Origin of the sequence: Edaphosphingomonas haloaromaticamans (genome assembly GCF_001853345.1) — a bacterium.
Lineage (GTDB): Bacteria > Pseudomonadota > Alphaproteobacteria > Sphingomonadales > Sphingomonadaceae > Sphingomonas_E > Sphingomonas_E fennica.
Genome location: NZ_MIPT01000001.1, coordinates 1,677,980 through 1,703,667, shown reverse-complemented (window position 1 = coordinate 1,703,667; position 25,688 = coordinate 1,677,980). Strand labels below are relative to the sequence as shown.

The window sequence follows — 25,688 nt, the reverse complement described above, 5'->3', positions numbered from 1 at the left end:
TTACCGGTCTCCACAAACCGTCATCGGGGTCGAGACATAATCGAGCCGGATATCGGAGATCGACAGATCGAGGCCAGCCCCGCCCGAGAGGATGAAGGGCACGCGCACCTGCGACATATCGAGCCCGTCGCGGCGGAAGCAGCCGAGCGGGATGGCGAGCGTGGTCCATTCGCCCGGCTTGGCGGCGATGGTGCGGGTGACGGGCATCGCCTGGCGGCGGCCTTCGGTGCCCATGCCGATCGTCACCGGCCCCTGCCCGGCCTTGTCCAGCCGATATTCGACGATCAGGCTGATCTCGCCATTGGTCTCGCGCGAATAATCGAGCGGCTTGGGCGCCTCCAGCCGCGCCTCGGCCGTGCCGCTCCAAACGAGGCGGCGCGAATCCTCCTGCGCGCGATGGTCGACGCCGGTGACGGCAAGCGCGCCGCCCTTGCCGACCGCGCCGGCAAGCTTTGCGCCGCCCGCCCAGAAGGACCAGCCGTCCGGCAGGCGCCCCTTGCTCCAGAAACGGGTGGCCGGGCCGGTTTCCATGCCCTTGGGCCGGGTTTCGTCCAGCTTGCCGACATGGGCCGGCTGCGCATAGGTGAGGCCGTAGCCGATCGGGAAGAGCGGGTCATAGCCCGGATCGCGGCGGTTGAGGACGAACTGGTTGGGCAGCTTCGGCCAGGAGAAGCTGAGCCTGCCGCGCCAGTCATAGGCGATCGAGCCATCCGGCTTGCGGAACAGCATGTCGGCCACGCCGGCGCCTTCGGCACCCGGCAGGAAGGCCGCGACGAAGGCGTCCGAAGCGTTGATCTCCGCATTCACCCAGAGCGGCCGGCCGGAAAGGAACACGGCGACCACCGGGATGCCCTGCGCCTTCAGGCGGCGCAGCATCTCCAGATCGGACTTGTCCTCGGCGCTATATTCCAGATCGGCGCGGTCGCCGCGGAACTCGGCATAAGGCTGTTCGCCGAACACGACGATCGCCGCATCGGGCTTGGCGGTGAAGCGGCCTTCGGGCGAGAAGGTGGCGGTGCCGCCGCCGGCCTTAACCGCATCGGCGATGCCGCTCCAGATCGACTGGCCGTTGGGGAAGGCCGAATTGGGCACGTCGATCCCCTGCCAGGTGATCGACCAGCCGCCGGCCGCCTGGCTGATCGTATCGGCGCCCGCCCCGGCGACGAGGATGTTGGCGCTGGGCTTCAGCGGCAGCACGCCTTCATTCTTCAGCAGCACCATGGATTCGCGCACCGCCCGGCGCGCCAGCGCGCGATGGGCCGGGGCTGCGATATATTCGAACTTGCCGGCCATCGGCCGCGAGGACGGGCGGCCCCGTTCGAACAGGCCGGCGCGGATCTTCACGCGCAGGATGCGGCGCACGGCATCGTCCAGCCGCGCCATCGGGATCTCGCCCGATTTCACCTGGGCGAGCGTGTTGGCATAGAGCTTCTTCCAGTCCGGCCCCGAATACATGAACATGTCGAGGCCGGCATTGATCGCCTTGGCGCAGCTTTCGTTGGTGCAGCCATCGACCTGGCCGTGGCTGTTCCAGTCGCCGACGACGAAGCCGTCGAAGTGCATGCGATCCTTGAGCACGCCGGTGAGCAGGCTCTTGTTGCCGCTCATCTTCTCGCCGTTCCAGCTCGAGAAGCTGGCCATCACCGATTGGGTGCCCGCCTCGATCGCCTGCGGGTAGCCGCCGAGATGGACGTCGCGCAGCACCTCCTCGGTCACGCGGGTATCGCCCTGATCGCGGCCGCCGGTGCCGCCGTCGCCCAGGAAATGCTTGGTCGTGGCGATGACATGGCGGGGCGAAAGGAAATCCGGCGTGTTCACCTTGCCCTGCACGCCTTCGATCATGGCGCCGGCATAGGCCTGGGGGATGGCCGGTTCTTCCGAATAGCTTTCGTAGGTGCGGCCCCAGCGATCGTCCTGCACCACGGCGAGCGTGGGCGCGAACGTCCAGTCGAGGCCGGCCGCCGCCGTCTCCAGCGCGGTGGCGGCACCGATTTCGCGGATCAGATCGGGATCGTTGGCGGCGCCCAGCCCGATATTGTGCGGGAAGAGCGTGGCGCCGACGATGTTGTTGTTGCCGTGGACCGAATCCGTGCCCCAGATGATCGGGATGCGCGGGCGGCCGTCGCTGCGCTCCATCGAGGCGTCATAATATTCGTCCGCAAGCTGCATCCACTTGGCGGGCGAGGCGTATTCGTCGCCATAGGGGCCGGAATTGCCGCCGTTCAGAACCGATCCGATCTTCCACGTGCGGACATCGGCCGGCGTGATGCTGCCGATATCGACCTGGATGAGCTGGCCGACCTTGTCCTCCAGGCTCATCGCCGCCATCAGCTTGTCGATCCGCGCCTCAACGGCCGGATCGCGCGAGGGCTGCGCCTTCACCTCAGGCCAAATTTCCGGCCGGGCGACCGACGAGAGGTTTTCGGCGGTCGCCGGCCATGCCCCGACCAGAGCGACGGCGGCGAGGGAGACGGCAGTCAGATAGCGTGTCATCTTCTTGTCCCGGATCAGGCTGAAGCAGGCGGCCCAGCGACCGCCCGGATGGAAGAATGGAAAGGTGCGGCCGGCATCAGGCCTCCACCGGCGGCAGGGCATCGCCAGGCTCGGCGAGCCCAAGCTCGGTGGGATTGCGCCGGCAATAATAAGCGAAGGCCGCGATCAGCGCGTAGCAGACGGCCGGCACGATCAGGGCGAAGCGCAGGCTGGTGACGTCAGCCGCCTTGCCGGTGAGGAGCGGGACGATCGCGCCGCCGACGATGGCCATGCAGATGATGCCCGATCCTTCGGCCGCGCGTTCGCCCAGCCCCTCGCTCGCCAGGCTGAAGATCGTCGGGAACATGATGGCGTTCATCAGCCCGATGGCAAGCAACGACCAGCCCGAGACGATCCCGGTTGTGTTGGCCGAGATCAGGATCAGCAGGATCGCGCCGAAGGTGACCGCCATCAGCATCCGGGCGGGCGCGATGAAGCGCATCAGCGCGGCGCCGATGAAGCGGCCGACCAGCGCGCCACCCCAGTAGAAGATCAGGTGCTTGCCGGCATCCTCCGCGCCCAGCCCCATCACGTCCGACTGGACGAGATAGTTGACGATCAGCGATCCGATCGCGACCTCCGCCCCGACATAGAGGAAGATGCCGAGCGTGCCGAAGGCGAAGCGGAGGCGCTTCAGCAGGCCGAACGCCTGCAGGATATTGTCCTGCGCCTGATGCTCGCGCAGCCGGTTGCGGCCCATCCACACCACGCCGGCGATCACCAGCAAGGCGGCGGCGAGGCCGAGATAGGTGTGGACGATGGTGCGGGTCTCCTCCGCCCGGAACGCCGCCAGCGCGCCGCCGGAAAGCGTGGAGGGATCGACTGTGGCGAGCGAGCCCAGGATGAGGATCGACCCCACCGGCGGGAAGATGGTGGTGCCCAGCGAGTTGAACGCCTGCGCGAAGGTGAGCCGGCTGTGCGCCGTGCGCGGCGCGCCCAGCATCGAGATCAGCGGATTGGCGACGACCTGGACGATGGTGATGCCCGCGCCCAGCACGAACAGCGCGCCCAGGAACAGGCCGAACTCGCCCGCCCCCGATGCCGGCACGAACAGCAGGCAGCCCGCCATCATCGTCAGCAGGCCGATCGAGGCGGTGCGCATATAGCCCATGCGCTGCACGATCATCGCGGCCGGCAGCGAGACGATGAAATAGGCCGCGAAGAAGGCGGACTGGACGAGCATCGCCTCGTGATAGCTGAGCGTGAAAAGCTCCTTCAGCTTCGGGATCAGCACATCGTTGAGGCTGGTGATGCCGCCGAAGATGAAGAAAAGCGCGAAAACGAACCAGCGGAGGCTGGCGACCGATCCGGTCGTCTCAGCCGCCCGGCCCGTGGACGCCACGGAAAGCGCCATGTTTATTTCCCCCCTGCGATATGGCGGCCGATGACCGGAACCGTCACGGCTGCATCCGGTCCGCGGCGAGCGTAATCGTCCCTTCCGCGACATGATCGATCGCGGTGCGGCCGATGGCGAAGCGGCGCGGGCCGCCATCCACCACCCAGCCGCGCTGCGCGGTATCGAAACGCGCGAAGGTGCGGCGTTCCAGCGGGATCGTCACCCGCTGCGTCCGGCCCGGATCGATCGAGACGCGGGCGAAGCCGGCCAGCCGCCAGGTCGGCGCATCCGCCCCGCCCTGCACATAGACCTGGACGACATCGTCGCCGGCCCGCGCGCCGCTGTTGGTAACGTCGATGCTCACCGTCGGCGCGGCGCCGCCGGTCGCCTCGGGCTTGCCATAGGTGAAGCGGGTGTAGCTGAGGCCGTGGCCGAACGGGAAAAGCGGCTTCCGACCGGTCTTCTCATACCAGCGATAGCCGACGTCCGCGCCTTCCTGATAATCGACCGGGAAAGACTCCACGCCCGCGGATACGCCATGGTTGGAGGTGGCGCCCGCCGCCTTCGCCGCCTGCATCGCCTTTAGCTGGGCAAGGCCCACCGGCTCGGGCCGGGGCGCCTGGTTGGCACTCGCCGGGAAGGTGATCGGCAGGCGGCCCGAGGGGTTCACGGCGCCCGTCAGGATATTGGCGATCGCCTCGCCGCCGCGCTGGCCGGGATACCAGGCCTGCAGCACCGCCGGCACCTTGCCGATCCACGGCATCAGCACCGGGCCACCGGTTTCCAGCACCACCAGCGTCTTGCCGTTGGCAGCCGCGACCGCATCGATCAGGGCGTCCTGATCGTCCGGCAGCGCGATCGTCTCGGTATCCTGCGCCTCGGTCTGCCATTGCCAGGCGAAGACGATGGCGAGATCGGCATCGCGCGCGGCGGCCGCGGCGGCGGCGGGGTCCTTCCCGTCGACATAGCGGACGTCCGCGCCCGGCAGTGCCGCCTTGATCGCCTTCAGCGGCGACGAAGCGTGCCAGGTGACGCGGGCGAAGGACGCGGCCTCGCCCTCGGTCAGCGGGATTTCCACTGGCGCGCCGCCGGTAGACCGCACCTGCGAGGAGCCGCCGCCGGAAAGCACGCCGACATCGGCATGCGCGCCGATCAGCACCACCTTGCGCGCGGTGCGCGCCAGCGGCAGCAGTTCGCCTTCATTCTTGAGGAGAACGATGCCCTTTTCGGCCACCGCCTGCGCGACATCGGCATGATCGTCGAGCGGGATGGGCTGCGGCGTGGCGGGCACCGGATCGTCCATCAGCCCGCTGGCGATCACGCCCGTCAGGATGCGGCACACCATATCGTCCAGCCGCGCCTGCGGCACCCGGCCGGCCTTGATCGCCGCGCGCAGCGGCTTGTCGAAATAGATCGCCTTGTCGAGTTCCTGGCCGGACTGCTGATCCAGCCCCGAAAGCGCGGCCTTCTCGGTCGAATGGACGGCGCCCCAATCGGACATCACCCAGCCCGGATATTTCCAGTCGCCCTTCAGCACGCCGTTCAGCAGCGCATCCTGCTCGCACGCATAATGGCCGTTGATCTTGTTGTAGGCGCACATCACCGAACCGGGCCGGCCGCGCTCGATCGCGATCTGGAAGGCGAGGAGATCGCTTTCGCGCAGCGCCTGCTCGCCGATCCGCGCGTCGAGCACGTGGCGGCCGGTCTCCTGCGAATTCAGCACATAATGCTTCACGGTGGAGACGATGTGATTGCTCTCTACCCCGGCGATCGCCTCGCCGCCCAGCACGCCGGCCAGCAGCGGGTCTTCGCCCAGATATTCGAAATTGCGGCCGTTCCAGGGATCGCGCGTCAGGTTGACGCCGCCGGCTAGCAGGATGTTGAACGTCTTGGCGCGCGCCTCCGCGCCGATCATGACGCCGCCCGCGCGGGCCAGTTCCGGGCTGAACGTCGCCGCCGTGGCGAGGCCGGCGGGAAGCGCCGTCGCCGTATCGCCCTTGCGCTGCTCGATCTGGTTGGCGACGCCAAGGCTCGCATCGCTTTCGCGCAGCGTGGGGATGCCCAGGCGCGGGATGCCGGGGATATGGCCGGCGGACGGGATCATCCCCATCTTCTTCGCCGGCTTGGCGAGCGGCGGGAAATAGCCGTGCACCATCTGGATCTTCTCGTCGAACGTCATCGCCTTGACGAGGAGGTCGGCCCGCGCGGCGGCATCCAGGCTGCGATCCGCCCAGGGCTGCGCTGCGGGAGCGGCCATGGCCGGCAGCGCCGCGACGGGCACCGCACTGGTTGCGAGGAGGACGGAGAGGATCAGCTTCTTCATATCGGTCCTTGACGCTTACGCAGCCCGCAACTGTTCGAGCAGCGCACGATGGGGCGGAAGTTCGGCCACCGCCTGGCGGGCGGCCTGGAAAACGCGGACGAAGGCGGCGCCGGCCTGCTCATCGTCGCGATGGCTGGAGGAGACCGCCGCCGGATCGGTGCGGAATCCCATGCCGTAGAGGATGAATTGCCAGCTCGCCGGCAGGAAGGTTTCGTGATCGACGACGAAATCGAAGCGCGAGGGCGGGCGGTGGCGCCATTGCGCCAGCTTGTCGCGCAGCCCCTCGGGAATGCTCGCCGCGTCGCTATTGTCGCGCCAATAGGCGGTGTCGCGGCGGCCGCTGATGCAATAATGGAGCTTCAGGAACTCGACGATCGCATCGAAGCGGGCGAGCATGAGGCGGTTATACTGGCGCGCGGCGGCCGCCATTGCGGCCTCGTCGATCGCCGGGGAGCCGAGGAAATCGGAGATCATCCGCGCCGCCACCTCGATCAGCATGATGCCGGTCGATTCCAGCGGCTCGAAAAAGCCGGCCGAAAGGCCGACCGCCGCGCAATTGCCGATCCACTGGACCGAGCGATAGCCGCTTTCGAAACGAAGCTGGCGGGGCGAAAGGCCATCCGCCGCCTTGCCGACATAAGCGCGCAGCACGCGCTCGGCCGCCTCGTCGTCGCTGTGGCGGCTGGAATAGACATAACCGATGCCCCGGCGCGCGCCGAGGCCGATATCCCACGTCCAGCCCGCCTCGTGCGCGGTCGCCAGCGTATAGGGGCGGATCGGGGTATCGGCATCGCCGTGCGGCACCTGCATCGCCAGCGCGCGATCGTTGAACAGCACGTCGCCGACATGCCGGAAGGGCGAACCCAGCGCCTTGCCGATCAGCAGCGCGCGGAAGCCGGAGCAATCTATGAAGAAATCGCCCTCGATGGCCGCGCGGCCATCCCCGGGAACCACGGCGGCGATGCGGCCGTCCTCGGCCTGCCGCACCTCGTTGATGGTCGCTTCGATCCGCTCGACGCCGTTGGCCGTGGCCACCTTGCGGAGATAATCGGCGAAGCGCGCCGCATCGAAATGATAGGCATAGTTCATCGGGCCGTCGAAGCCCGGATCGCTGGCGCGCTTGGGCGCGCAGCCGGCGCGGATCACATGCCCCTGCACCGTCACGGCATCGGCATAGGAAGGCCGCCTGGCCTCGCCCGCCGCCTTGATCCAGTAGGGAAGCAGCCCTTCGTCGCCGCCATAAGGCAGGTTGAAGGGGTGGAAATAATCGTCGGTATCGTTGCCGGGCGTCGGACCGCCGGTCCAGCCGGAAAAGCGCACCCCCTGCTTGAAGCTGCCGTCCGCCTCGCGCAGGAATTCCCGTTCGTCGACGCCGATGGCCGACAGGGTTTCGCGGATCGTGGGGAAGGTGCCCTCGCCCACGCCGATGATGCCGATATCCGGGCTTTCGACCAGGGTGATCGACCAGCCGGACCGGCCGAGCGAGCGGATGAGATAAGCAGCCGTCAACCAGCCGGCGGTGCCGCCGCCCACGATGATGATCCGCTTCGCCATACCGCACCGTCCTTCAAAAAGGAGGCGGTCATTGCCTTCCGAAGATTGCAATGACCGCGAAGGGTTGGGCCGCGCGAGGGGACGCGCGGCCCGGGGAGAGACCTTAGAACTTGGTCCGCGCCCGCACGCCCCACGTGCGCGGCGGCTGGAGGTTGGAGAGGAAGACCGGGTCGTAACGCGGTGCGCCGAAGGCGCCTGCGCTGGTGCGGATCTTCCCGTTTTCGATGTTCTGGATGAAAGCCTCGACCGAATATTTGTCGTCCGCGGCAGTGAAGCGGATCGACGCATCGGTGCGGATATAGGCCTTCTGACGATCCCAGCTCGTGCCCCAGCCACCGCGGTTCGGAATGTTATCCGTATTCTCGGTGATGAAGGGGTTGCCGTCGCCGTTGAAGTAGCTGAGCCAGCTCTTCGTCTCATAGTGGGTGCTGACGCGCGGCGTGATCGTCGCGCCGCTGGCCAGCTCGAAGTCATGCTCGTAGCTTGCCGTGGCCGAGAAACGCGGCGCGTGGGCCAGCTCGTTGCCCTTCAGCTGAACGACCGAGGAAGGCTTGCCGCCGTCGTAGAGGCGGCCGTCCACGCTCTCCAGATCCTCCAGCTTGGTCTTCTGGATGGTGCCGGAGAATTGCAGGCGATCCTGATCCGTGACGTTGGCGACCAGTTCCGCTTCGAGACCATAGGCCTTGGCGCCCTTGGCGTTCTGCGTGACCATCTGGCTCCGGATGACATTGCCTTCGTCGTCGCGGAAGGTGACGGCCTGGTTGACCTGATAGCCCTTGAAGTCGCTGTAATAGGCCGCGAGGTTCAGCGTCACGCGACGATCGAACAGGCGGGTCTTCAGGCCGACTTCATAGTTGGTCAGCGTCTCCGGCTTGGTGAGGCCGGCATTGTCCTGGATGTTGCCCGACTTGAAGCCCGAGCTGATGCTCGCATAGCCCAGGATGTCGTCGGCCAGATCCGCATCGACGCGGGCGAGGTAGGTCACCTTGTCCCACTTGCCCTTCACGTCGTTGTTCGAGATCGAGTAGCCGGGCAGCAGGTTGACGAGCTCATCGGCGGTCGCATCCGGATAGGCGCCGAAGATGCCGCCCTGGCAGGCGCCGCCGGGGGCCTTGTCCGCATCCGAGCAACCATCGCCCGAATACATCACGTTGCGGCCGCCCTTGTCCTGCTTCTTGTCGGACGTGTAGCGCAGGCCGCCGGTGACGCGCAGCCAATCGGTGGCATGCCACACGGCCTGGCCGAAGACGGCGCGGGAGTCGATCTGGCGGTTGGCCTGGATGAAACTGCCCGCCCAGGAGAAGGTGCCGTCGCGATAGCCGTTCCGCTGGTCGATATCGAAGCGGATCTTGTTCTTCTCGTGGCTGTAATAGGCGCCGAGGATCCAGTCGACGGCCTGCTCGCCGGTCGACTTCAGCTGGAGCTCGTGGCTCTGGAAGTCATAGCGCGACCAGACGGTGCGGTTCTCGTTGAAGGCGCCCAGATACAGGTCGTTGCCGTCGGCATCGACCTGGCCGGTCGGCGGCAGCGCGCCGGCATCGGAATCGACCTGGGTGGAACCGCCGATGCGAGACCAGCCGGCGATGTAGCTGACCTGGATGCCATCGGTGACGTCATAGTTCATCGTGCTGCGCACGGCGACCGAGTAGCGATCGGTGTCGGGCGCGGTATCGCTCAGCGTCGACCAGCGCTTGGTGCCGGCACGCGCGGTCTGGAGCAGGCCGACGACCGGGGCGCCATTGTCGAGGAAGCCTTCAGCGGAGAGGTTCCAGCTAAAGCGATCGCTGGGTTCCCACAGCATCGACACGCGGCCGGACTGCTGATCCGCGGCATAATATTTCTTGCCGGTCGACACGAAGGCCGACTTGTTGATCCCCGGAACGTCCGGCGCCTGCTGGAAATCGGCATAGCCATCGTGACGATCGGTCACGAAGGCGACGCGGAAGGCCAGAGTGTCGGTGACGGGGATGTTGATCGCGCCGCGAACGCCGAGGCGATCATAGTTGCCCGCGACGACTTCGACATTGCCGCCGAATTCGCCGAGCTTCGGCTTGGCCGAGATCAGGCTGAGCGCACCGACGGTGGCGTTGCGGCCGAACAGCGTGCCCTGCGGGCCGCGCAGCACTTCAACGCGCTCCATGTCGTACATGAGCACCGAGGCGCCCTGCGCGCGCGGCGAATAGATGCCGTCGACATAGATGGCGACTTCCGGGTCGGCGACTTCCGTGAAAGCGCTGTCATTGCCGATGCCGCGAAGCGTGAGCAGCACGGCCGACTGGTCGCCCTGCTGGTTGAACTGGAGGCTCGGCACGAAACGCGCCAGATCCGTGACATCCTTGACCTGCTGCTTGTCGAGCGCGCCCTGGCTGAAGGCCGAGACGGCGATCGGCGTGCTCTGCAGGTTGGTTTCGCGACGCGTGGCCGTGACAACGATGTCATCAACGCCACGATATTCGCCGGCCGTCTGGGCGGCATCACCCCCCGCGGGCGAGGTCTGCGCGAAGGCGCCCTGCGTCCACGAAATCGCTACGGCGAAGGCGGTGCTGGCCGCCAAAATGCCCCTATTCTTCATGCTCGGTCTCCCTGGCCGGGCCTTATTATCAGGCCGCGACATACGTCAACACGCCCGAAATCGTCCAGCGATTTCGGGATTTATCGATTATACGACAATATCACCCGCCACCCCGTTGGGATCGCGAGCGAATTTCGATGATCTTTAGTTGGATCCAGTCACGCGCATAACTGCGCTCATGCGGAACTGCTCATAGGACATCCCCTAAATTGCCGGGCTCAACCGGTCTCTGCGACTCCCCTTTAAGCAGATATTGAGAACGTTCACAATATCAAATCGCCACCCCAGATTCCCGTTGCGGCGCGGCGCGCGCTGGCTGATAGCTTGGGGAAACAAGCGAACCAGTGGGAAACGGGTCGGCGGAGATGGGCGCAGTTACGATAAAGCATGTGGCGAAAGAGGCCGGCGTTTCGCTTCAAACGGTGTCCCGCGTTGTCAACAACGGACCCAACGTCACCGATGCTATGCGCGAACGGGTGCGCGCCGCGATCGACAAGCTGGGCTATGTGCCCAACATGGCCGCGCGCCGCATGGGCGGATCGAAATCCTACCTCCTCGTCGCTTTCAACGATCGCAAGCCGACGCTGGAAAAATGGCGCGCGGGCCGCGGCAGCGACTGGGTGGCGCAGATGCTGCTGGGCGCGATCCCGCGCTGCGAGCGCGACGGATATCACCTGCTGCTGGAACTGCTGGACGGCCATTCGGCGAAGCTGCACCAGAAGATCGATGCCATCATCTCCTCGCTCCGCCCGGACGGCGTGATCCTCACCCCGCCCCATTCGCAGGACCGGAGCATCATCGACCAGCTCGAGCATCGCAAAGTCCCCTATGCCCGCCTCAGCCCCGGCGAGGACGACGAACGCGGCTTCCGCGTGCGGATGGACGAACGGCAGGCGGCAGTCATGGCGACGCGCCACCTGCTCGACCTCGGCCACCGGCGCATCGGCTTCCTCACCGGATCGGCGGAATATGCCGTCAGCACGGAACGGCTCGAAGGCTTTCGCGCCGCGATGGCCGATGCCGGCGCGGCGATCGCGCCGGAATGGGTGCGGCAGGGCGAGTTCAGCTTCGAATCCGGGATCGCATCGGCCGACGCGCTGTTCGCCCTGCGCGAACCGCCCACCGCGATCATCGCCAGCAGCGACGAACAGGCGCTGGCCGTCCTGCATCGCGCCAAGGATATGGGGCTGGACGTGCCGGCGGATCTTTCGTTGATCAGCTTCGACGATACCCCGCCGATCGCCTTCAGCCTGCCGCCGCTCACCGCCATCCGCCATCCCACCGCCGCCATGGCCGAACGCGCCGCCGCGCTGCTGATCGAAGGTCATGGGCTGGACATGCCCGCCTCCCCGCCCTGCACCCTGCCGTTCGAGCTGGTCGTGCGCGGCTCCACCGTGCCGCCACGCCGTTGACCCGGCCGATGGCCTCGCCGCCGCTCCGGCGCTTCCTCTGGCTCTATCCGCTTGCCAATGGGGGGGCCTATATCGCCTTCCTGCCCTTGCTGACGCTGATCGTGCCGCTGCGCGCGGCGGAGATCGGCGGCGCCGGCAAGGTCGCGCTGCTGAGCGAGACGCTGGCTGCCGGCGTGCTGATGGCGACCGTCGCCAACATCCTGGCCGGCATGGCGAGCGATCGCACGCGGGCGCGCTTCGGCACGCGGCTGCCCTGGCTGTGGATCGGGCTGGCGGCAAGCTGGATCGGCTACGGACTGGTGCTGGCCGCGCGGGACATGATCGCCCTCATATTGGCGGTGGCCTTCTTCCAGGCCGGCTTCAACACGCTGTTCGGGCCAATGACAGCGTTGTTCGCGGATAAGGTGCCGGACCGGCTGAAGGGCCGGGTTTCGGCCTTCGCCAGCCTTGCCTGGCCGGCGGGGCTGCTCGGCACCGCCTTGATCGGCCTGCCCGCCTTCACCGGCAATAACGGCCGGGTGCTGGCGCTGATCGGGCTTACCGCGCTGCTGATCCTGCCCCTGCTGCTGGCATGGCCCCGCGCGCTGGCCGATGTGCCGACCCCGCCGGCAGGCGCGGACGACAAGCAGGCGAGGCCGCGTCTGTCGGCGACATTCTACAGCCTGTGGGCGGCGAAGCTGCTGGTCCAGCTATCGGGCAACGTGCTGCACAGCTATTTCCTCTTCTATCTGCAAGAACTGCTGCGCCACCCCTCCCCCCACGCGCCGCCGACTGCCGAGATCGGCTTTGCCGGGATCATGACGCTGTCGACGATTGCCACGGCGCTGCTGTCGATCGCCTTCGGGCACAGTTCGGACCGCGCCGACCGGCGCAAGCCGTTCCTGCTCGCCGCCATCGCCCTGATGGCGACGGGGCTGGGCATCCTCATCCTCGGCAGCAGCTGGACGGCGGCGCTGATCGGCTACACGCTGACCACCGCCGGGCTCGGCGCGTTCATGACCGTGGATATCGCGCTCGTCGCCCAGATCCTGCCTTCGGACCGGCATCGCGGCCGCGACCTCGGCGTGATGAACGTGGCCAACACGCTGCCCGCGATGATCGGCCCGATGATCGCGCTGACGATCCTGGACAGGATGGGCGGCGGCTATGACGGCCTGTTCGCCTTCCTCCTCTGCGCGCTGGCGGGAAGCGCCATCATCCTCATCGCCAATCGGACGCTGCGCTAGGGTATAGCTATCGGATTTTCCGGGGGACTCCCTCGCTGCCCCGCTTCGCGCTACAAGGACGGCCCAGACAGCCGGGAGACCGCCATGAGCATGTCGTCGAGCCGCCCCAAGCATGCCCTGATCCTCTGCCACCCCGACGAGCACAGCTTCAACGCCGCGGTGGCCGAGCGATATGAGCGAACGATACGGTCGCTCGGCCATGAGGTGGTGGTCCGCGATCTCTACCGGATGCATTTCGATCCGGTGCTGAAGGCGTCCGAGCGGCCGACTGCCGCCGATTTCACCCTGTCCGCCGATGTCGCGGCCGAACTGGAGCTGATCCAGGGCGCGGCGGCCTTCATCCTCGTCTATCCGCTCTGGTATGGCATGCCTCCGGCGATGCTGAAGGGCTATGTCGAACGGGTGCTGGGCGCGGGCTTCCCCTTCGGGGCGCTGCGCATGCAGATGCCCAATCCCCTGCTGAGCGGGCGCCGGCTGCTCAGCTTCACCTCATCGGGCACGACGCGCGCCTGGCTGGACGAGCAAGGCGCCGCGCTTTCGCTGCGCAACCTGTTCGACGATTATCTCCGGCACGGATTCTCGCTGGAATCCACCGACCACGTCCATTTCGCGTCGATCGTGGAAGGCATCCAGCCGCGCGTGGTGGAGGAACATCTGTTCGAGGTCGAGCAGACGGCGCGGAAGCTCGCCAGCCTGCTGCCGCGCAACGGCTAGGTTCCGGCAGATCAGCAGGCGAGCGCGCGGCGGCGGCTCGCTTTCTCGTCCCACACGGCGATGCCGAGGATCGCCAGCCCGCCGAACGCGAGCAGGCTGCCCACCGGCCCGGTCGAAGTCCAGCCATAGCCGGCGGCGATCGCCAGGCCGCCCAGCCACGGCCCCAGCGCATTGGCGAAGTTGAAGGCGCTGTGGTGCAAGGCGGCGGCAAGCGTCTGCGCATCCCCCGCCACATCCATCAGCCGCGTCTGCAGCACCACGCCCACGCCGCCGCCCAGGCCGATCAGGAAGATATTGGCGGAAAGCGACCAGATATTGCCCGCCGTCAACGGGAACAGCGCCAGCGCCACCGCGCTCCACAACAGCATGCCCGCCGCCGTCGGCATCAGGGCGCGATCGGCCAGCCAGGCGGCGCCGAGATTGCCGATGGTGAGGCCGACGCCGAATATGCCGAGCACCAGCGGCACCATCTCGCCCGATACATGCGTCACCTCCAGCATGGTGGAGGCGACATAGGTGTAGACGGCGAAGAGGCCGCCGAAACCGATCGCGCCCGTGCCCAGCGTGAGCCAGACCTGCCGGCGGCCGAGCGCCCCCAGCTCGCGCAGGGGGCTCGCGCCGGCGGCCGGGCGGTCATGCGGCGCGAACTTCCACACCAGCAATGCGGTGATCAGCGCCAGCACCGCGACGATGGCGAAGCCCCAGCGCCAGCCGATCAGCTGGCCCAGCCCGTTGGCCGCCGGCACGCCGATCACCGTGGCGATGGTGAGGCCGGCCATCACGCGCGCCACCGCCTGCGCCCGCCGGTTGGGCGGGACGAGGCCGGCGGCGACAAGGGCCGCCACGCCGAAATAGGCGCCATGCGGCAACCCGCTCAGGAAACGGAACAGCAGCATCCAGCCGTAAGTGGGGGCCAGCGCGCTCAGGCCGTTGCCCAGCGCGAACATCGCCATCAGCAGGATCAGCAGGGTGCGGCGCGGCATGCGCGCGGCCAGCACCGCCACGATCGGTGCGCCGACCACGACGCCGAGCGCATAGGCGCTGATCACATGGCCCGCCGTCGGCGCATCGATGCCCAGCGCCGGCGCGAAATAGGGCACGAGGCTCATCGCCGCGAACTCGGTGGTGCCGATCGCGAAGCCGCCCATCGCAAGCGCGAGCATGACGAGCCCGGGGTGAACCGCCGGGGGAGCGGAGTTGGTGGTGTCGGCCATGATGTCCATGCTGCACTGCAAGATGGCATGCAGATAACGCTACCACTCGGCTCCATCAACCCACGGCGGCGAATTGGCGGGCCGCCCAGTCGAGAAAGACCCGCACGCGCGGCGACAATTGCCGGTTGGGCGGATAAAGCAACGACACCGGCACCGATGGCGGCGGCGTTTCGACCAGGATCGGGACGAGCGAACCCTGGCGGAGATCCCGCTCGGCATGGAACAGCGGCACCTGGAACAGCCCCAACCCCAGCCGCGCCACCACGATATAGCTTTCGGTGCCCGTGACGGAGACGGGCGCGGGCAGCATGATCGATCGATAGCCGCCCTTGCCGTCGGCGAATTCCAGCGGCGCGAGGTGGCCGGTGGTGATCGATCGGAGGCCGATCATGCGATGGCCGGCAAGGTCGTCCGGGCTGCGAGGCATGCCATGTCGTTCGAGATAGGCGGGCGCCGCGCAGGTCAGCCGCTCGATCATCGTCACGCGGCGGCGCACCATCTCGCTGTCGGGCAGATGGCCGTAGCGCAGCACGCAATCCACCCCTTCGCGCACCATGTCCACCCAGCGCTCGCCCTCGCTGATCACAAGCTCGATATCGGGATATTCGGCGAGGAAGGCCGGCAGGCCCGGCAGCAGGAAGTGGCGCGCCAGCGTGCCCTGCACCTCCACCCGCAGCAGGCCCCGGGGCTTCGCCGCACCGAAGGCGCCTTCGGCATTTTCGATATCGGCGAGAATCGCCACGCAGCGGCGGGCATAGGCCTCGCCGTCCAAAGTGGGGCTGACGGAGCGGGTGGTCCGCTGGAGCAGCCGCACACCAAGCCGCTCCTCCATCTGCTTGATCACCTGCGTCACGGTCGATCGCGGCACGCCGGTGTCATGGGCGGCGGCCGTGAAGCTCCTCCGCTCCACCACCCGCACGAACAGGCGCATCGCATCGATCCGGTCCATGGCCGCCTTATTGTTTGTTAAATCGGAACAGTGATGCCGAATATAGGCCGATTATCTTCCATCCGTCATGCGGCAAATTGCCTTCGTCAACCCGCCCGGTCCCTGGGCGCACGATGGAGGAAGAGATGAACCAGCAGACAGGCAAGGTTGCGATCGTCACCGGCGCGTCGCGCGGCATCGGCGCCGCAATCGCCCGGCGCCTCGCCGCCGACGGCCACATCGTCATCGTCAACTATGCCGGCAGCGCCGCGGCGGCCGAAGACCTCGTCCGCACGATCGAGGCGGGTAGCGGCCGCGCCATCACCGCCCAGGCGGACGTAAGCGACGCCGGCGCGGTCGCCCGCCTGTTCGACAGCGCGGAGGCCGCATTCGGCGGGGTCGACATCCTCGTCAACAATGCCGGCATCATGAAGCTGGCGCCGATCGCCGAAAGCGACGACGCGCTGTTCGACAGCCAGATCGCGATCAACCTGCGCGGCACCTTCAACACGCTGCGCGAAGCCGGAAACCGCCTGCGGGACGGCGGCCGCATCATCAACTTCTCGACGAGCGTCGTCGGCCTGCGGCTGAAAAATTACGGCGTCTATGCCGCCACCAAGGCGGCGGCGGAGACGCTGACCGCGATCATGTCGAAGGAGATGCGGGGCCGTTCCATCACGGTCAACGCGATCGCCCCCGGCCCCACCGCGACCGCCCTGTTCCTCGACGGCAAGTCGCCGGAGCTGATCGATCGCATGGCAAAGATGAACCCGCTCGAACGGCTCGGCACGCCCGAGGATATCGCAGCCGCCGTGTCCTTCCTCGTGGGGCCGGACGGAGGCTGGATCAACGGCCAGGTGCTCCGCGCCAATGGCGGCATGATCTAGCGGCCGCCGGCAAAGCGATCCGCTGTTTCCTTTCGAAAAGGATCATAACGATGAAGCAGGTCATCATCATCACCGGCGCATCGAGCGGCTTCGGCGCCCTCGCCGCGCGCCAGCTCGCGCTCGCCGGCCACAGCGTCTATGCCGGCATGCGCGCCACCCAGGGCCGCAACGCTCCGCAGGTCGCCGCGGTCGAGGATTTCGCTCGCGAACATGGCGCGGACATCCGCGCCATCGAAATGGACGTGCAGTCCGATGCATCGGTCGCCGCCGCCATCGACCGCCTGATCGCGGAGCGGGGCCGGATCGATGCCGTCATCCACAATGCCGGCCACATGTCCTTCGGCCCGGCCGAAGCCTTCACCCCGGAACAGTTCGCCGAACTCTACGACGTCAACGTGCTGTCTACCCAGCGCGTGAACCGGGCCGCGCTTCCCCATCTCCGCGCGCAGGGCAAGGGGCTGCTGCTCTGGGTTTCGTCCAGCAGCGCGCGGGGCGGCACGCCGCCCTATCTCGCCCCCTATTTCGCCGCCAAGGCCGCCATGGATTCAGTGGCGGTTTCCTATGCCGGCGAGCTTGCCCGCTGGGGCATCGAAACATCGATCATCGTGCCCGGCGCCTTCACCAGCGGCACCAACCATTTCGCCCATTCCGGCAAGCCCGCCGATGCCGCGCGGGTCGCAGCCTATGATCAGGGGCCGGGCGCGGACATAGCCGCCATCGCCCTGAAGGGATTGGCCGATCTGGAGCCCGCGGATGCCGATGCGGCGGAGGTGGCGCGCGCCATCGTGAGGATAGTCGGCATGCCCCATGGCAAGCGCCCCTTCCGGGTCCATATCGATCCTTCCGAAGACGGCGCGGAAGTCGTCAACGCCATGGCGGATCGCGTGCGCGCGGAGCTGCTGCGCCGCATCGGGCTGGAAGATCTGCTTCGGCCCCGTATCGCCGCCTGACCGGCGGAGAATGAAAGGTCGGCGCGGCGCATCCGGCCGCGCCGGCTTACTCCGCGTTCGGCGGCACCTTGTAAGGCTGGCCGATCTTCACGAATTCCTCGACGAACCGGTCGGCCGCCGCGCGGGCCTCCTTCAGCTTCGCATAGGGGAATTCCACGCGGCCGCGCACGTCCCAATAGCCCCGCTCGACCGTCCACAGGCCGACGCCGACGCGCTTGTCGCCCTGCTGCGCGCGGAAGATGCCGATATAGCCGTCCACGCCCTTGCCGGGCCGGTCATACGGGCCTTCGGACACCACCTTCACATCGGCCAGCCCGTTGAGCGCCATCGGCTTGGCGATGATGAAATGCTCCTTCGCGGTCATGCCGATGATGTGGACGATCGCGATCCTCAGCGAGATCGGCGTGCCATCCGCCAGCGTGCGCTTGTAGGCGACGCCGACATAGTCGCCGCTGCCGTCGAACGCCGCCTGGCCGACCCGCTCGAACCCGGCGATCCGATCGGGGAAGCGCGTGCCGCTTTCCACATGCACCAGCATCGCCCCCTCGGTCGCGAAGGCGCCCGCCTCGCCCGTTTGGGCCGGGGCCGATTGCGCCGCGATCGCCAGGCAAAGCAGAGGGGCCAGGACAAGAGGCAGCTTCCGCATCATTCGTCTCCACGGTGGACATGCTCGACAGGAAGCCCTGCCTCGCGCGCCCTCTTAGCAGCCGTCGCCGCGAACGGAAATCCATCGCTCTTGCGCCGATGGCCGCGATCGTGCGTTCTGTCCCTCGTGACCGAAACCAGACCGCTCCCCCGATCCGCCGTCCTCATCGTCAATGCGAAGTCCCGCAAGGGACGCAAGCTGTTCCGCAGGGCCGTCACCGGCCTCAGGGCGGCAGGCGTGGAGATCATCGCCGCCCATGCGGTGCGCAAGCCCAAGCTGTTCGCCCCCGCCATCCGCGAAGCCGTGCGATCGGGCGCGCCGATGGTGATCGTGGGCGGCGGGGACGGATCGCTCTCCTCCGCCGTCGATCATTTCGTCGGCCATGATTGCGTGTTCGCGCTGCTGCCGCTGGGCACGGCCAACAGCTTCGCGCGGACGCTGGGCATCCCGCTCGACCTGGAAGGCGCGATCGGCGTGATCGCTCGCGGACAGCGGCGGCGGATCGACCTCGGCATGATCGACGGGGACTATTTCGCAAACTGCGCCGCCATCGGGCTTTCGCCGCTGATCGCCGAAAGCGTGCCCCACGGCTTCAAGGCCTGGGCCGGCCGTGTCGGCTACCTCAGCTGGGCGATGCTGGTGCTGTTCCGGTTCAAGCCGTTCCGGCTGACGGTGGGCGAAGGCGATACGGCCGAGACGATCGATGCGCTGGAGGTGCGCATCGCCAATGGCGGCTTCCATGGCGGCACCGAACTGGTGGACGACGCGGAGGTGGACAGCGGCGAAATCGTCGTCCAGGCGGTCGTCGGCAAGGCGCTGCCCTATCTCGGCTGGAGCTGGCTCACCAGCCTGCTCCGCCTGCCCCAGCGCCGGCAGACCACCCGCGAATTCCATGGCCGCGCGCTGCGCGTGGCGACCGATCCGCCGCTCTCCATCTCGATCGACGGCGAGGTGCTGGCGAAAACGCCGGTGACGGCGCGCGTGGCGAAGGGCGCGATCGNGGTGGCCGCGCCGGCTGGGTGACGGGCTGCCATTGACGCGCTGCCCCACCCCCGCCATATCGCCGGCCACGGCAATGGATTCCTGCCGGGCCTCGCGCCGAACCGCCATTGAGGGCTGATGATTCCTACCTGCGGCCGCCCTGCGGCAAGGAGGAATCATGCGTTCGGTATTTCTCGTCTTCATCGGATCGGGCCTGGGCGGGGCGTTGCGCCATCTGGTCGGGCTGGCATCGCTGCGGCTGCTGGGGCCGGGCTTTCCCTGGGGAACGCTGACGATCAACGTGCTGGGATCGACGCTGATGGGCGCCGTCGCCGGCCTGTTCGCGGCGCGGAGCTGGGGCCATCCCGAATGGCGGCTGTTCCTCGCCACCGGCGTGCTCGGCGGCTTCACCACCTGGTCCACCTTCTCGCTGGACGTGGTGACATTGTGGGAACGCGGGCGGCCGGCGGCGGCGCTGGGCTATGTCGCCGCCAGCCTGATCCTGTCCTTCGCCTTCATGGCCGCGGCCCTGCTGATCGCGCGGCGATGAAGGTGGGCCGGGTCAATCCAGATTGGGTCTGAGCCAGCGTTCCGCGGTTTCCAGATCGACGCCGCGCCGCACCGCATATTCCTCAAGCTGATCGCGGCCCACCCGCGCCACCCCGAAATACTGGCTTTCGGGATGGCCGAAATAGAAGCCGGAAACCGCCGCCGTCGGCAGCATCGCGAAGCTTTCGGTCAGCGTGATGCCGGTCGCGTCGCCGGCCTGCAGCAGATCGAACAGGATCGGCTTCTGGCTGTGATCCGGGCAGGCCGGATAGCCGGGCGCGGGGCGGATGCCGCGATATTGCTCGCGGATCAGCGCCTCGTTGGTCAGTTGCTCGCCCTCGGCATAGCCCCAGAGCACGGTGCGGACATGGGCGTGCAGCCGCTCGGCAAAGGCTTCCGCCAGGCGATCGGCCAGCGCCTTCAGCAGGATGTCGCGATAATCGTCATGCTCCGCCTTGAAGCGGGCGAGATGCGCGTCGATGCCGATGCCCGCCGTCACCGCGAAGCCGCCGATCCAGTCGCCGGCGGGATCGATGAAATCGGCCAGGCACATGTTCGCGCGGCCTTCGCGCTTGGCGATCTGCTGGCGGAGGAAGGGCATGCGCACATCGCCGCCCTCGGTTTCCATCACGACGTCGTCGCCTTCGCGCCGGCACGGCCACAGGGCGGCGACGCCCTTCGCCGTCAGCCATTTCTCCGCGATGATCTGGTCCAGCATCGCGTTCGCGTCGGCGAAGAGGCTGCGCGCGCTTTCGCCGACCACCTTGTCCTCCAGGATCGCCGGATAGTTGCCGGCCAGCTCCCACGCGCGGAAGAAGGGCGTCCAGTCGATATAGTCGCGCAGATCCTCCAGCGGCCAATCGGCGAAGACATGGCGCCCCGGCTGCCTCGGCGACGCCGGCTTCTGCGCGAAATCGGTGGGGAAGCCGTTGGCGCGGGCGGCGGCGATCGGGATCAGCTCGCTCTGCCCCTTGCCCTCGCGCGCCTTGCGGACGGCTTCGTAATCCGCCGCCGTCTTTTCCACGAAGGCGTCGCGCTGGGTATCGGACATCAGGGTCGAGGCCACGCCTACCGCGCGGCTGGCATCCAGCACATGCACCACCGGCCCCTGATAGGCCGGCGCGATGCGGAGCGCGGTGTGGACCTTCGAGGTGGTGGCGCCACCGATCAGCAGCGGCATCTCCATGCCGGCGCGCTGCATCTCGCTCGCCACCGTGACCATCTCGTCCAGCGAAGGGGTGATGAGGCCGGAGAGGCCGATGATGTCGGCGTCATTCTCGTTGGCGGCCTTCAATATATCCATCCACGGCACCATCACGCCGAGATCGATCACCTCATAGCCGTTGCACTGGAGCACGACACCGACGATGTTCTTGCCGATATCGTGGACGTCGCCCTTCACCGTCGCCATGACGATGCGGCCCTTGGAACGCTGGCCCGCCACCTTCTCCGCCTCGATGAAGGGCAGCAGGTGCGCCACCGCCTTCTTCATCACGCGGGCAGACTTCACCACCTGCGGCAGGAACATCTTGCCCGATCCGAACAGGTCGCCAACCACGTTCATGCCGTCCATCAGCGGGCCTTCGATCACCTCGATCGGCCGGGCGAACATCTGCCGCGCCTCTTCGGTGTCGTCGACGACATAGGCGTCGATGCCCTTGACCAGCGCATGTTCCAGCCGCTTGACGACATCCCAGCCGCGCCATTCCTCGGCCGCCTTCTCCGCCGCCGCATCCTTGCCCTTGAAGCGTTCGGCGATGGTGATGAGCCGCTCGGTCGCATCCGGGTTGCGGTTGAGGATCACATCCTCGCACGCCTCGCGCAGCTCGGGATCGATCGTGTCATAGACGTCGAGCTGGCCGGCATTGACGATGCCCATGTCCATCCCCGCCGGAATGGCGTGGTAGAGGAAGATGGAATGCATCGCCCGGCGCACGGGCTCGTTGCCGCGGAAGGAGAAGCTGAGGTTGGAAAGGCCGCCGGAGATATGCGCGTGCGGGCAGCGCTTCCTGATCTCGCGCGCCGCCTCGATGAAATCGACGGCATAATTATTATGCTCCTCGATCCCCGTCGCCACCGCGAAGATGTTGGGATCGAAGATGATGTCCTCGGGCGGGAAGCCGTCTCCCACCAGCAGCTTGTAGGCACGCTCGCAGATTTCGACCTTGCGGTCCTTCGTATCCGCCTGCCCAACCTCGTCGAACGCCATGACGACGACGGCCGCGCCATAGGCCCGCACCTTGCGGGCATGTTCCAGGAACTGGGCCTCGCCCTCCTTCATGCTGATCGAATTGACGATCGGCTTGCCGGATACGCATTTCAGCCCGGCCTCGATCACGCTCCACTTGGAGCTGTCGATCATGATCGGCACGCGGGCGATGTCGGGTTCGGCCGCGATCAGCTTGAGGAAGGTGGTCATCGCCACCTCCGCATCCAGCAGCCCCTCGTCCATGTTGACGTCGATGATCTGCGCGCCGTTCTCCACCTGCTGGCGCGCGACCTCCACGGCCTTCACATAGTCGCCGGCCATGACGAGCTTCTTGAACGCCGCCGATCCGGTGACGTTTGTGCGCTCGCCGATATTGACGAACATGGCGCGGGCCGGCGTGGGAGCGTCGTCGGGAAGGTCTGGTGCGGTTGCCACTATCTTCTCTCTTCTTCGTCACCCTGAACCTGTTTCAGGGTCCACCGCGCGACGGGCGAAGGCGACGCCGGTGAAAAATGGGTGCTGAACCAGGCTCAGCAGACGGCGTGGACAAGGCTATGCAGCGATCACCATCGTCTCCAGCCCGGCCAGCACGGTGCGGACCGGGGGACTTGCGATCGCGCGGGGAGCCGCGCCCTGCACCGCGTGGCGCATCGCCGCGATATGGGCGGGGGTGGTGCCGCAGCAGCCGCCGACGACGTTCATCAGCCCGTTTTCCGCCCAATCGCGGATGAAGCCGCCGGTGGTCTCCGGCTCCTCGTCATATTGCCCCAGATCGTTGGGCAGGCCCGCATTGGGATAGACCATCACCAGCGTATCGGCGATGCCAGCAAGCGCCGACACATGCGGGCGGAGCTGCGGCGCGCCGAACGAGCAGTTCAGCCCGATGGTGAGCGGCCGGGCATGGCGCACGCTGGCCCAGAAGCTTTCGATCGAATGGCCGGAAAGGTTGCGGCCGGACATGTCGGTGACGGTGAAGCTGATCATCAGCGGAACCTCCGCGCCCCGCGCCTCGGCCGCCTCGATCCCCGCCATGATGCCGGCCTTGGCGTTCAGCGTGTCGAAAATCGTCTCGATCAGGATGAAATCGACGCCGCCGTCCAGCAGCGCGTCGATCTGCTCGCGATAGACCTGCTTCAGCTCGTCGAACTCGATCGCGCGATAGCCGGGATCGTTCACGTCGGGCGACAGCGACAGCGTCTTGTTGGTCGGCCCCAGCGCACCGGCCACGAAGCGCGGGCGACCATCCTTCGCCTCGGCCGCCTTCGCCGCGTCGCGGGCGATCTGCGCGGCGGCGAGGTTCATGTCGCGCACCAGATGCTCCGCGCCATAATCGGCCTGGCTGATCCGGTTGGCGTTGAAGGTGTTGGTGGAAACCATGTCCGATCCGGCATCCAGATAGGCTTCGGTGATCTCGGCGATCACGTGCGGCCGCGTGATCGCCAGGATGTCGTTATTGCCCTTCTGGTCGAAGCCGAGGTCGAGCCCGCCGCGATAATCCTCCTCGGTCAGGCGATAGCCCTGGATCATCGTGCCGAACGCGCCGTCCGTCAGCAGGATGCGATCGGCGGCCTCCGCGCGGAAGCGGCGGGCGGCTTCGGATGGGGTCAGCATGTTCATATTCTCAACTCCAAACCGCTCATTCCGAGGAGCCATTGAGCCTGGCGAAACGGCATCTCGAAGGATGTTCCGAAACGAGCCCTCGGCAAGCCCGGTCCCTCCTCAGCATGAACGGGAAATCCGCAGGTTCACGCCGCCTTCTCCGCCGCCGCCGGATTGGGCCGGAGCCCGAGCAGATGGCAGATCGCGTAGCTCAGCTCCGCGCGGTTGAGCGTGTAGAAATGGAAATGCCGCACGCCGCCCGCATAAAGCTTGCGGCACATCTCGGCCGCGATCGTGGCGGCGACGAGCTGGCGGGCGGCCGGGCGGTCGTCCAGCCCCTCGAACAGGCGGTCCATCCAGGCGGGGATGGCGGCGCCGCACATGCCGGCGAACTTGCGCGTCTGGGCGACGTTGGACACCGGCAGGATGCCCGGCACGATCTCCGCATTGATGCCGGCGGCCTCCACCGCGTCGCGGAAGCGGAAGAAGGCATCGGCCGAAAAGAAGAACTGGCTGATCGCGCGGTTGGCGCCGGCATCGATCTTGCGCTTCAGATTGTCGAGATCGGCCGCCACGTCCGCCGAATCGGGATGGCATTCGGGATAGGCCGCGACCGATATCTCAAACGGCGCGACCGACTTCAGCCCCGCGACCAGCGCGGCCGCATTCTCGAAACCGTCGGGATGCGCCTGGAACTTCTCGCCCTCGCGCGGGGGATCGCCGCGCAGCGCCACGATGTGCCGCACGCCGGCCGCCCAATATTCGCGGGCGACATCGAGTATCTCGTCGCGGCTGGCATCGACGCAGGTGAGGTGCGCGGCCGCCGGGATCGCCGTTTCCCGCGCGATCCGGGCGACGGTGGCGTGCGTCCGCTCGCGCGTCGATCCGCCCGCGCCATAGGTGACGGAAACGAAGCGCGGCCCCAGCGGCGCCAGCGTCTCGATCGCGTTCCACAGCGTCTCCTCCATCTTCTCCGTCTTGGGCGGGAAGAATTCGAAGCTCACCTGGCAATCGCCGGCGAGGTCGGCGAACAGCGGCGCATCCAGCGCGCGGCGGGCCTCCTCCATCTGGGCGATCGAAACGCTCATGCCGCAATATCCTCTCGTGCGTCGGCCGGGCGACACCGCCCCAGCCACAATTTCACCGTCAGTTCGCCGCCGTCGAGCCGCTCGACCGCCTCGACGTCCAGCCCGGCGGCCGCGAACCAGCCCGCCATCTGCTCGTCGTCGAAACCCAGGCGGACATGCGCGTCGCGGGTGCGCAGCTCCTCCTTCTCGTGCCGGTCGAAATCGACGATCAGCAGCCGCCCGCCTTCCGCCAGCAGCCGCGCCGCCTCGGCGATCGCGGATGCCGGTTGATGGGCATAATGCAGCACCTGGTGCAGGATCACCGTATCCGCCGATCCGCTCGCCAGCGGCAGGGCATACATGTCGCCCTGGCGCAGCTCGGCCTTGTCCAGCCCGGCCTCCGCCAGCTTGGCCCGCGCCATGCGCAGCATCTCCGGGCTGCGGTCCACGCCCAGCGCGCTCGTCGCCGTGCCGCCGACCAGCTCGATCATCCGGCCGGTGCCGGTGCCGATATCGACCAGCCGGCCGATCGCATCCCGCACCAGCAGGCGCCGGATCGCATCCTCCACCGCGCTTTCGGCGACGTGGAGCGAGCGGATGGCATCCCATTCATCGGCATGGGCCGCGAAATAGCCTTCCGCCGCCGCCGCGCGATCGGCGCGCACCGCCGCCAGCCGGGCGATATCCGCGATGGCCCAATGATCGCCGGGCTCGCCCGCCGCCCAGGCATCCATCGCCGCGAGGAGCGGCGCGACCCGCGCATCATCCCCCAGCGTCAGGAACACCCAGCTTCCTTCCTTGCGGCGATCGGCAAGGCCGGCATCGGCCAGAATCTTCACATGGCGCGAAACGCGGGGCTGGCTCTGCCCCAGCACCTGTGCCAGTTCTCCGACCGAAAGCTCCATCGCACGCAGCAAGGCCACGATCCGCAGGCGCGTCGGATCGGCCAATGCGCGGAAGGTGTCGAGCATGCGCGTCATGATGGATAA

At 67.3% G+C, this 25,688-nt stretch carries 19 protein-coding genes and 1 riboswitch; of the genes, 7 read left to right on the top strand and 12 right to left on the bottom strand.

Going from position 1 to position 25,688, the window contains the following annotated elements:
* The 5 genes from BHE75_RS07790 to BHE75_RS07770 all read right to left on the bottom strand — a co-directional run bounded on the left by BHE75_RS07790 (position 1) and on the right by BHE75_RS07770 (position 10,317).
* The gene (locus tag BHE75_RS07790; protein WP_070935606.1) at positions 1–2,493 is read right to left on the bottom strand and encodes a glycoside hydrolase family 3 protein; all 2,493 of its coding nucleotides are present in this window, start codon (positions 2,491–2,493) and stop codon (positions 1–3) included.
* Between the two features lie 76 nt (positions 2,494–2,569).
* A complete protein-coding gene (locus BHE75_RS07785) occupies positions 2,570–3,886 on the bottom strand; it encodes a sugar MFS transporter (RefSeq protein ID WP_070933535.1) in 1,317 nt (438 codons plus the stop codon).
* A gap of 43 nt (positions 3,887–3,929) precedes the next feature.
* Positions 3,930–6,191: a beta-glucosidase gene (locus BHE75_RS07780; protein WP_070933534.1), complete on the bottom strand. Its 2,262-nt coding sequence runs from the start codon at positions 6,189–6,191 to the stop codon at positions 3,930–3,932.
* Between the two features lie 15 nt (positions 6,192–6,206).
* Positions 6,207–7,745 carry a tryptophan halogenase family protein gene (locus BHE75_RS07775; RefSeq protein ID WP_070933533.1) on the bottom strand — a complete coding sequence of 513 codons (1,539 nt, stop codon included), beginning with the start codon at positions 7,743–7,745 and terminating at the stop codon, positions 6,207–6,209.
* 103 nt (positions 7,746–7,848) lie between these two features.
* Positions 7,849–10,317, bottom strand: coding sequence for a TonB-dependent receptor (locus BHE75_RS07770; RefSeq protein ID WP_070933532.1), 2,469 nt, complete (start codon positions 10,315–10,317; stop codon positions 7,849–7,851).
* 389 nt (positions 10,318–10,706) lie between these two features.
* Between BHE75_RS07770 and BHE75_RS07765 the strand changes: the two genes are divergently transcribed.
* The 3 genes from BHE75_RS07765 to BHE75_RS07755 all read left to right on the top strand — a co-directional run bounded on the left by BHE75_RS07765 (position 10,707) and on the right by BHE75_RS07755 (position 13,669).
* Positions 10,707–11,729: a LacI family DNA-binding transcriptional regulator gene (locus BHE75_RS07765; protein ID WP_254684392.1), complete on the top strand. Its 1,023-nt coding sequence runs from the start codon at positions 10,707–10,709 to the stop codon at positions 11,727–11,729.
* Between the two features lie 8 nt (positions 11,730–11,737).
* On the top strand, positions 11,738–12,955 hold the full coding sequence (locus tag BHE75_RS07760; protein WP_070933531.1) for an MFS transporter: 1,218 nt from the start codon (positions 11,738–11,740) through the stop codon (positions 12,953–12,955).
* 84 nt (positions 12,956–13,039) lie between these two features.
* The gene (locus BHE75_RS07755; protein WP_084653011.1) at positions 13,040–13,669 is read left to right on the top strand and encodes an NAD(P)H-dependent oxidoreductase; all 630 of its coding nucleotides are present in this window, start codon (positions 13,040–13,042) and stop codon (positions 13,667–13,669) included.
* Positions 13,670–13,680: 11 nt separating this feature from the next.
* On the opposite strand, the gene BHE75_RS07750 is transcribed toward BHE75_RS07755, so the two are convergent.
* On the bottom strand, positions 13,681–14,883 hold the full coding sequence (locus BHE75_RS07750; protein ID WP_070935603.1) for an MFS transporter: 1,203 nt from the start codon (positions 14,881–14,883) through the stop codon (positions 13,681–13,683).
* Positions 14,884–14,938: 55 nt separating this feature from the next.
* Entirely contained in the window at positions 14,939–15,832 is an 894-nt protein-coding gene (locus tag BHE75_RS07745; protein ID WP_070933529.1) for a LysR family transcriptional regulator, read from the bottom strand.
* A 125-nt stretch (positions 15,833–15,957) separates the two neighbouring features.
* On the opposite strand from BHE75_RS07745, the gene BHE75_RS07740 reads away from it, so the two are divergent.
* Together BHE75_RS07740 and BHE75_RS07735 are read left to right on the top strand one after the other, a co-directional pair.
* Positions 15,958–16,698 (top strand): SDR family oxidoreductase, encoded by a 741-nt coding sequence (locus BHE75_RS07740; RefSeq protein WP_070935601.1) that lies wholly within the window; start codon positions 15,958–15,960, stop codon positions 16,696–16,698.
* A gap of 50 nt (positions 16,699–16,748) precedes the next feature.
* Positions 16,749–17,648, top strand: coding sequence for an SDR family oxidoreductase (locus BHE75_RS07735; RefSeq protein ID WP_070933528.1), 900 nt, complete (start codon positions 16,749–16,751; stop codon positions 17,646–17,648).
* Between the two features lie 46 nt (positions 17,649–17,694).
* Here BHE75_RS07735 and BHE75_RS07730 read toward each other — a convergent pair whose 3' ends face one another.
* Positions 17,695–18,294, bottom strand: coding sequence for a hypothetical protein (locus BHE75_RS07730; protein ID WP_107394949.1), 600 nt, complete (start codon positions 18,292–18,294; stop codon positions 17,695–17,697).
* Between the two features lie 126 nt (positions 18,295–18,420).
* Here BHE75_RS07730 and BHE75_RS07725 point away from each other — a divergent pair, with 126 nt between their 5' ends.
* Together BHE75_RS07725 and crcB are read left to right on the top strand one after the other, a co-directional pair.
* Positions 18,421–19,317, top strand: coding sequence for a diacylglycerol kinase family protein (locus BHE75_RS07725; RefSeq protein WP_084653010.1), 897 nt, complete (start codon positions 18,421–18,423; stop codon positions 19,315–19,317).
* 39 nt (positions 19,318–19,356) lie between these two features.
* Positions 19,357–19,430: riboswitch (Fluoride riboswitch) on the top strand.
* A gap of 23 nt (positions 19,431–19,453) precedes the next feature.
* Positions 19,454–19,825, top strand: coding sequence for a fluoride efflux transporter CrcB (gene crcB / locus BHE75_RS07720; protein ID WP_015459999.1), 372 nt, complete (start codon positions 19,454–19,456; stop codon positions 19,823–19,825).
* Between the two features lie 12 nt (positions 19,826–19,837).
* On the opposite strand, the gene metH is transcribed toward crcB, so the two are convergent.
* The 4 genes from metH to BHE75_RS07700 all read right to left on the bottom strand — a co-directional run bounded on the left by metH (position 19,838) and on the right by BHE75_RS07700 (position 25,679).
* Positions 19,838–22,417 (bottom strand): methionine synthase, encoded by a 2,580-nt coding sequence (gene metH / locus BHE75_RS07715; protein ID WP_070933527.1) that lies wholly within the window; start codon positions 22,415–22,417, stop codon positions 19,838–19,840.
* A gap of 168 nt (positions 22,418–22,585) precedes the next feature.
* Complete coding sequence (locus BHE75_RS07710) at positions 22,586–23,644, bottom strand: homocysteine S-methyltransferase family protein (RefSeq protein ID WP_015459997.1); 1,059 nt, start codon at positions 23,642–23,644, stop codon at positions 22,586–22,588.
* Positions 23,645–23,778: 134 nt separating this feature from the next.
* Positions 23,779–24,720 carry a methylenetetrahydrofolate reductase gene (gene metF, locus BHE75_RS07705; RefSeq protein WP_070933526.1) on the bottom strand — a complete coding sequence of 314 codons (942 nt, stop codon included), beginning with the start codon at positions 24,718–24,720 and terminating at the stop codon, positions 23,779–23,781.
* Positions 24,717–25,679, bottom strand: coding sequence for an ArsR/SmtB family transcription factor (locus tag BHE75_RS07700; RefSeq protein WP_070933525.1), 963 nt, complete (start codon positions 25,677–25,679; stop codon positions 24,717–24,719). The genes metF and BHE75_RS07700 overlap by 4 nt, the downstream gene beginning before the upstream one ends.
* Positions 25,680–25,688: the final 9 nt, after the last annotated feature.

Bases quoted from the DNA above. Each gene is read 5' to 3' on its own strand.
- BHE75_RS07790 (WP_070935606.1), bottom strand. From the start codon at position 2,493: ATGACACGCTATCTGACTGCCGTCTCCCTCGCCGCCGTCGCTCTGGTC.
- BHE75_RS07785 (WP_070933535.1), bottom strand. From the start codon at position 3,886: ATGGCGCTTTCCGTGGCGTCCACGGGCCGGGCGGCTGAGACGACCGGA.
- BHE75_RS07780 (WP_070933534.1), bottom strand. From the start codon at position 6,191: ATGAAGAAGCTGATCCTCTCCGTCCTCCTCGCAACCAGTGCGGTGCCC.
- BHE75_RS07775 (WP_070933533.1), bottom strand. From the start codon at position 7,745: ATGGCGAAGCGGATCATCATCGTGGGCGGCGGCACCGCCGGCTGGTTG.
- BHE75_RS07770 (WP_070933532.1), bottom strand. From the start codon at position 10,317: ATGAAGAATAGGGGCATTTTGGCGGCCAGCACCGCCTTCGCCGTAGCG.
- BHE75_RS07760 (WP_070933531.1), top strand. From the start codon at position 11,738: ATGGCCTCGCCGCCGCTCCGGCGCTTCCTCTGGCTCTATCCGCTTGCC.
- BHE75_RS07755 (WP_084653011.1), top strand. From the start codon at position 13,040: ATGAGCATGTCGTCGAGCCGCCCCAAGCATGCCCTGATCCTCTGCCAC.
- BHE75_RS07750 (WP_070935603.1), bottom strand. From the start codon at position 14,883: ATGGCCGACACCACCAACTCCGCTCCCCCGGCGGTTCACCCCGGGCTC.
- BHE75_RS07745 (WP_070933529.1), bottom strand. From the start codon at position 15,832: ATGGACCGGATCGATGCGATGCGCCTGTTCGTGCGGGTGGTGGAGCGG.
- BHE75_RS07740 (WP_070935601.1), top strand. From the start codon at position 15,958: ATGAACCAGCAGACAGGCAAGGTTGCGATCGTCACCGGCGCGTCGCGC.
- BHE75_RS07735 (WP_070933528.1), top strand. From the start codon at position 16,749: ATGAAGCAGGTCATCATCATCACCGGCGCATCGAGCGGCTTCGGCGCC.
- BHE75_RS07730 (WP_107394949.1), bottom strand. From the start codon at position 18,294: ATGCGGAAGCTGCCTCTTGTCCTGGCCCCTCTGCTTTGCCTGGCGATC.
- crcB (WP_015459999.1), top strand. From the start codon at position 19,454: ATGCGTTCGGTATTTCTCGTCTTCATCGGATCGGGCCTGGGCGGGGCG.
- metH (WP_070933527.1), bottom strand. From the start codon at position 22,417: ATGTTCGTCAATATCGGCGAGCGCACAAACGTCACCGGATCGGCGGCG.
- BHE75_RS07710 (WP_015459997.1), bottom strand. From the start codon at position 23,644: ATGCTGACCCCATCCGAAGCCGCCCGCCGCTTCCGCGCGGAGGCCGCC.
- metF (WP_070933526.1), bottom strand. From the start codon at position 24,720: ATGAGCGTTTCGATCGCCCAGATGGAGGAGGCCCGCCGCGCGCTGGAT.
- BHE75_RS07700 (WP_070933525.1), bottom strand. From the start codon at position 25,679: ATGACGCGCATGCTCGACACCTTCCGCGCATTGGCCGATCCGACGCGC.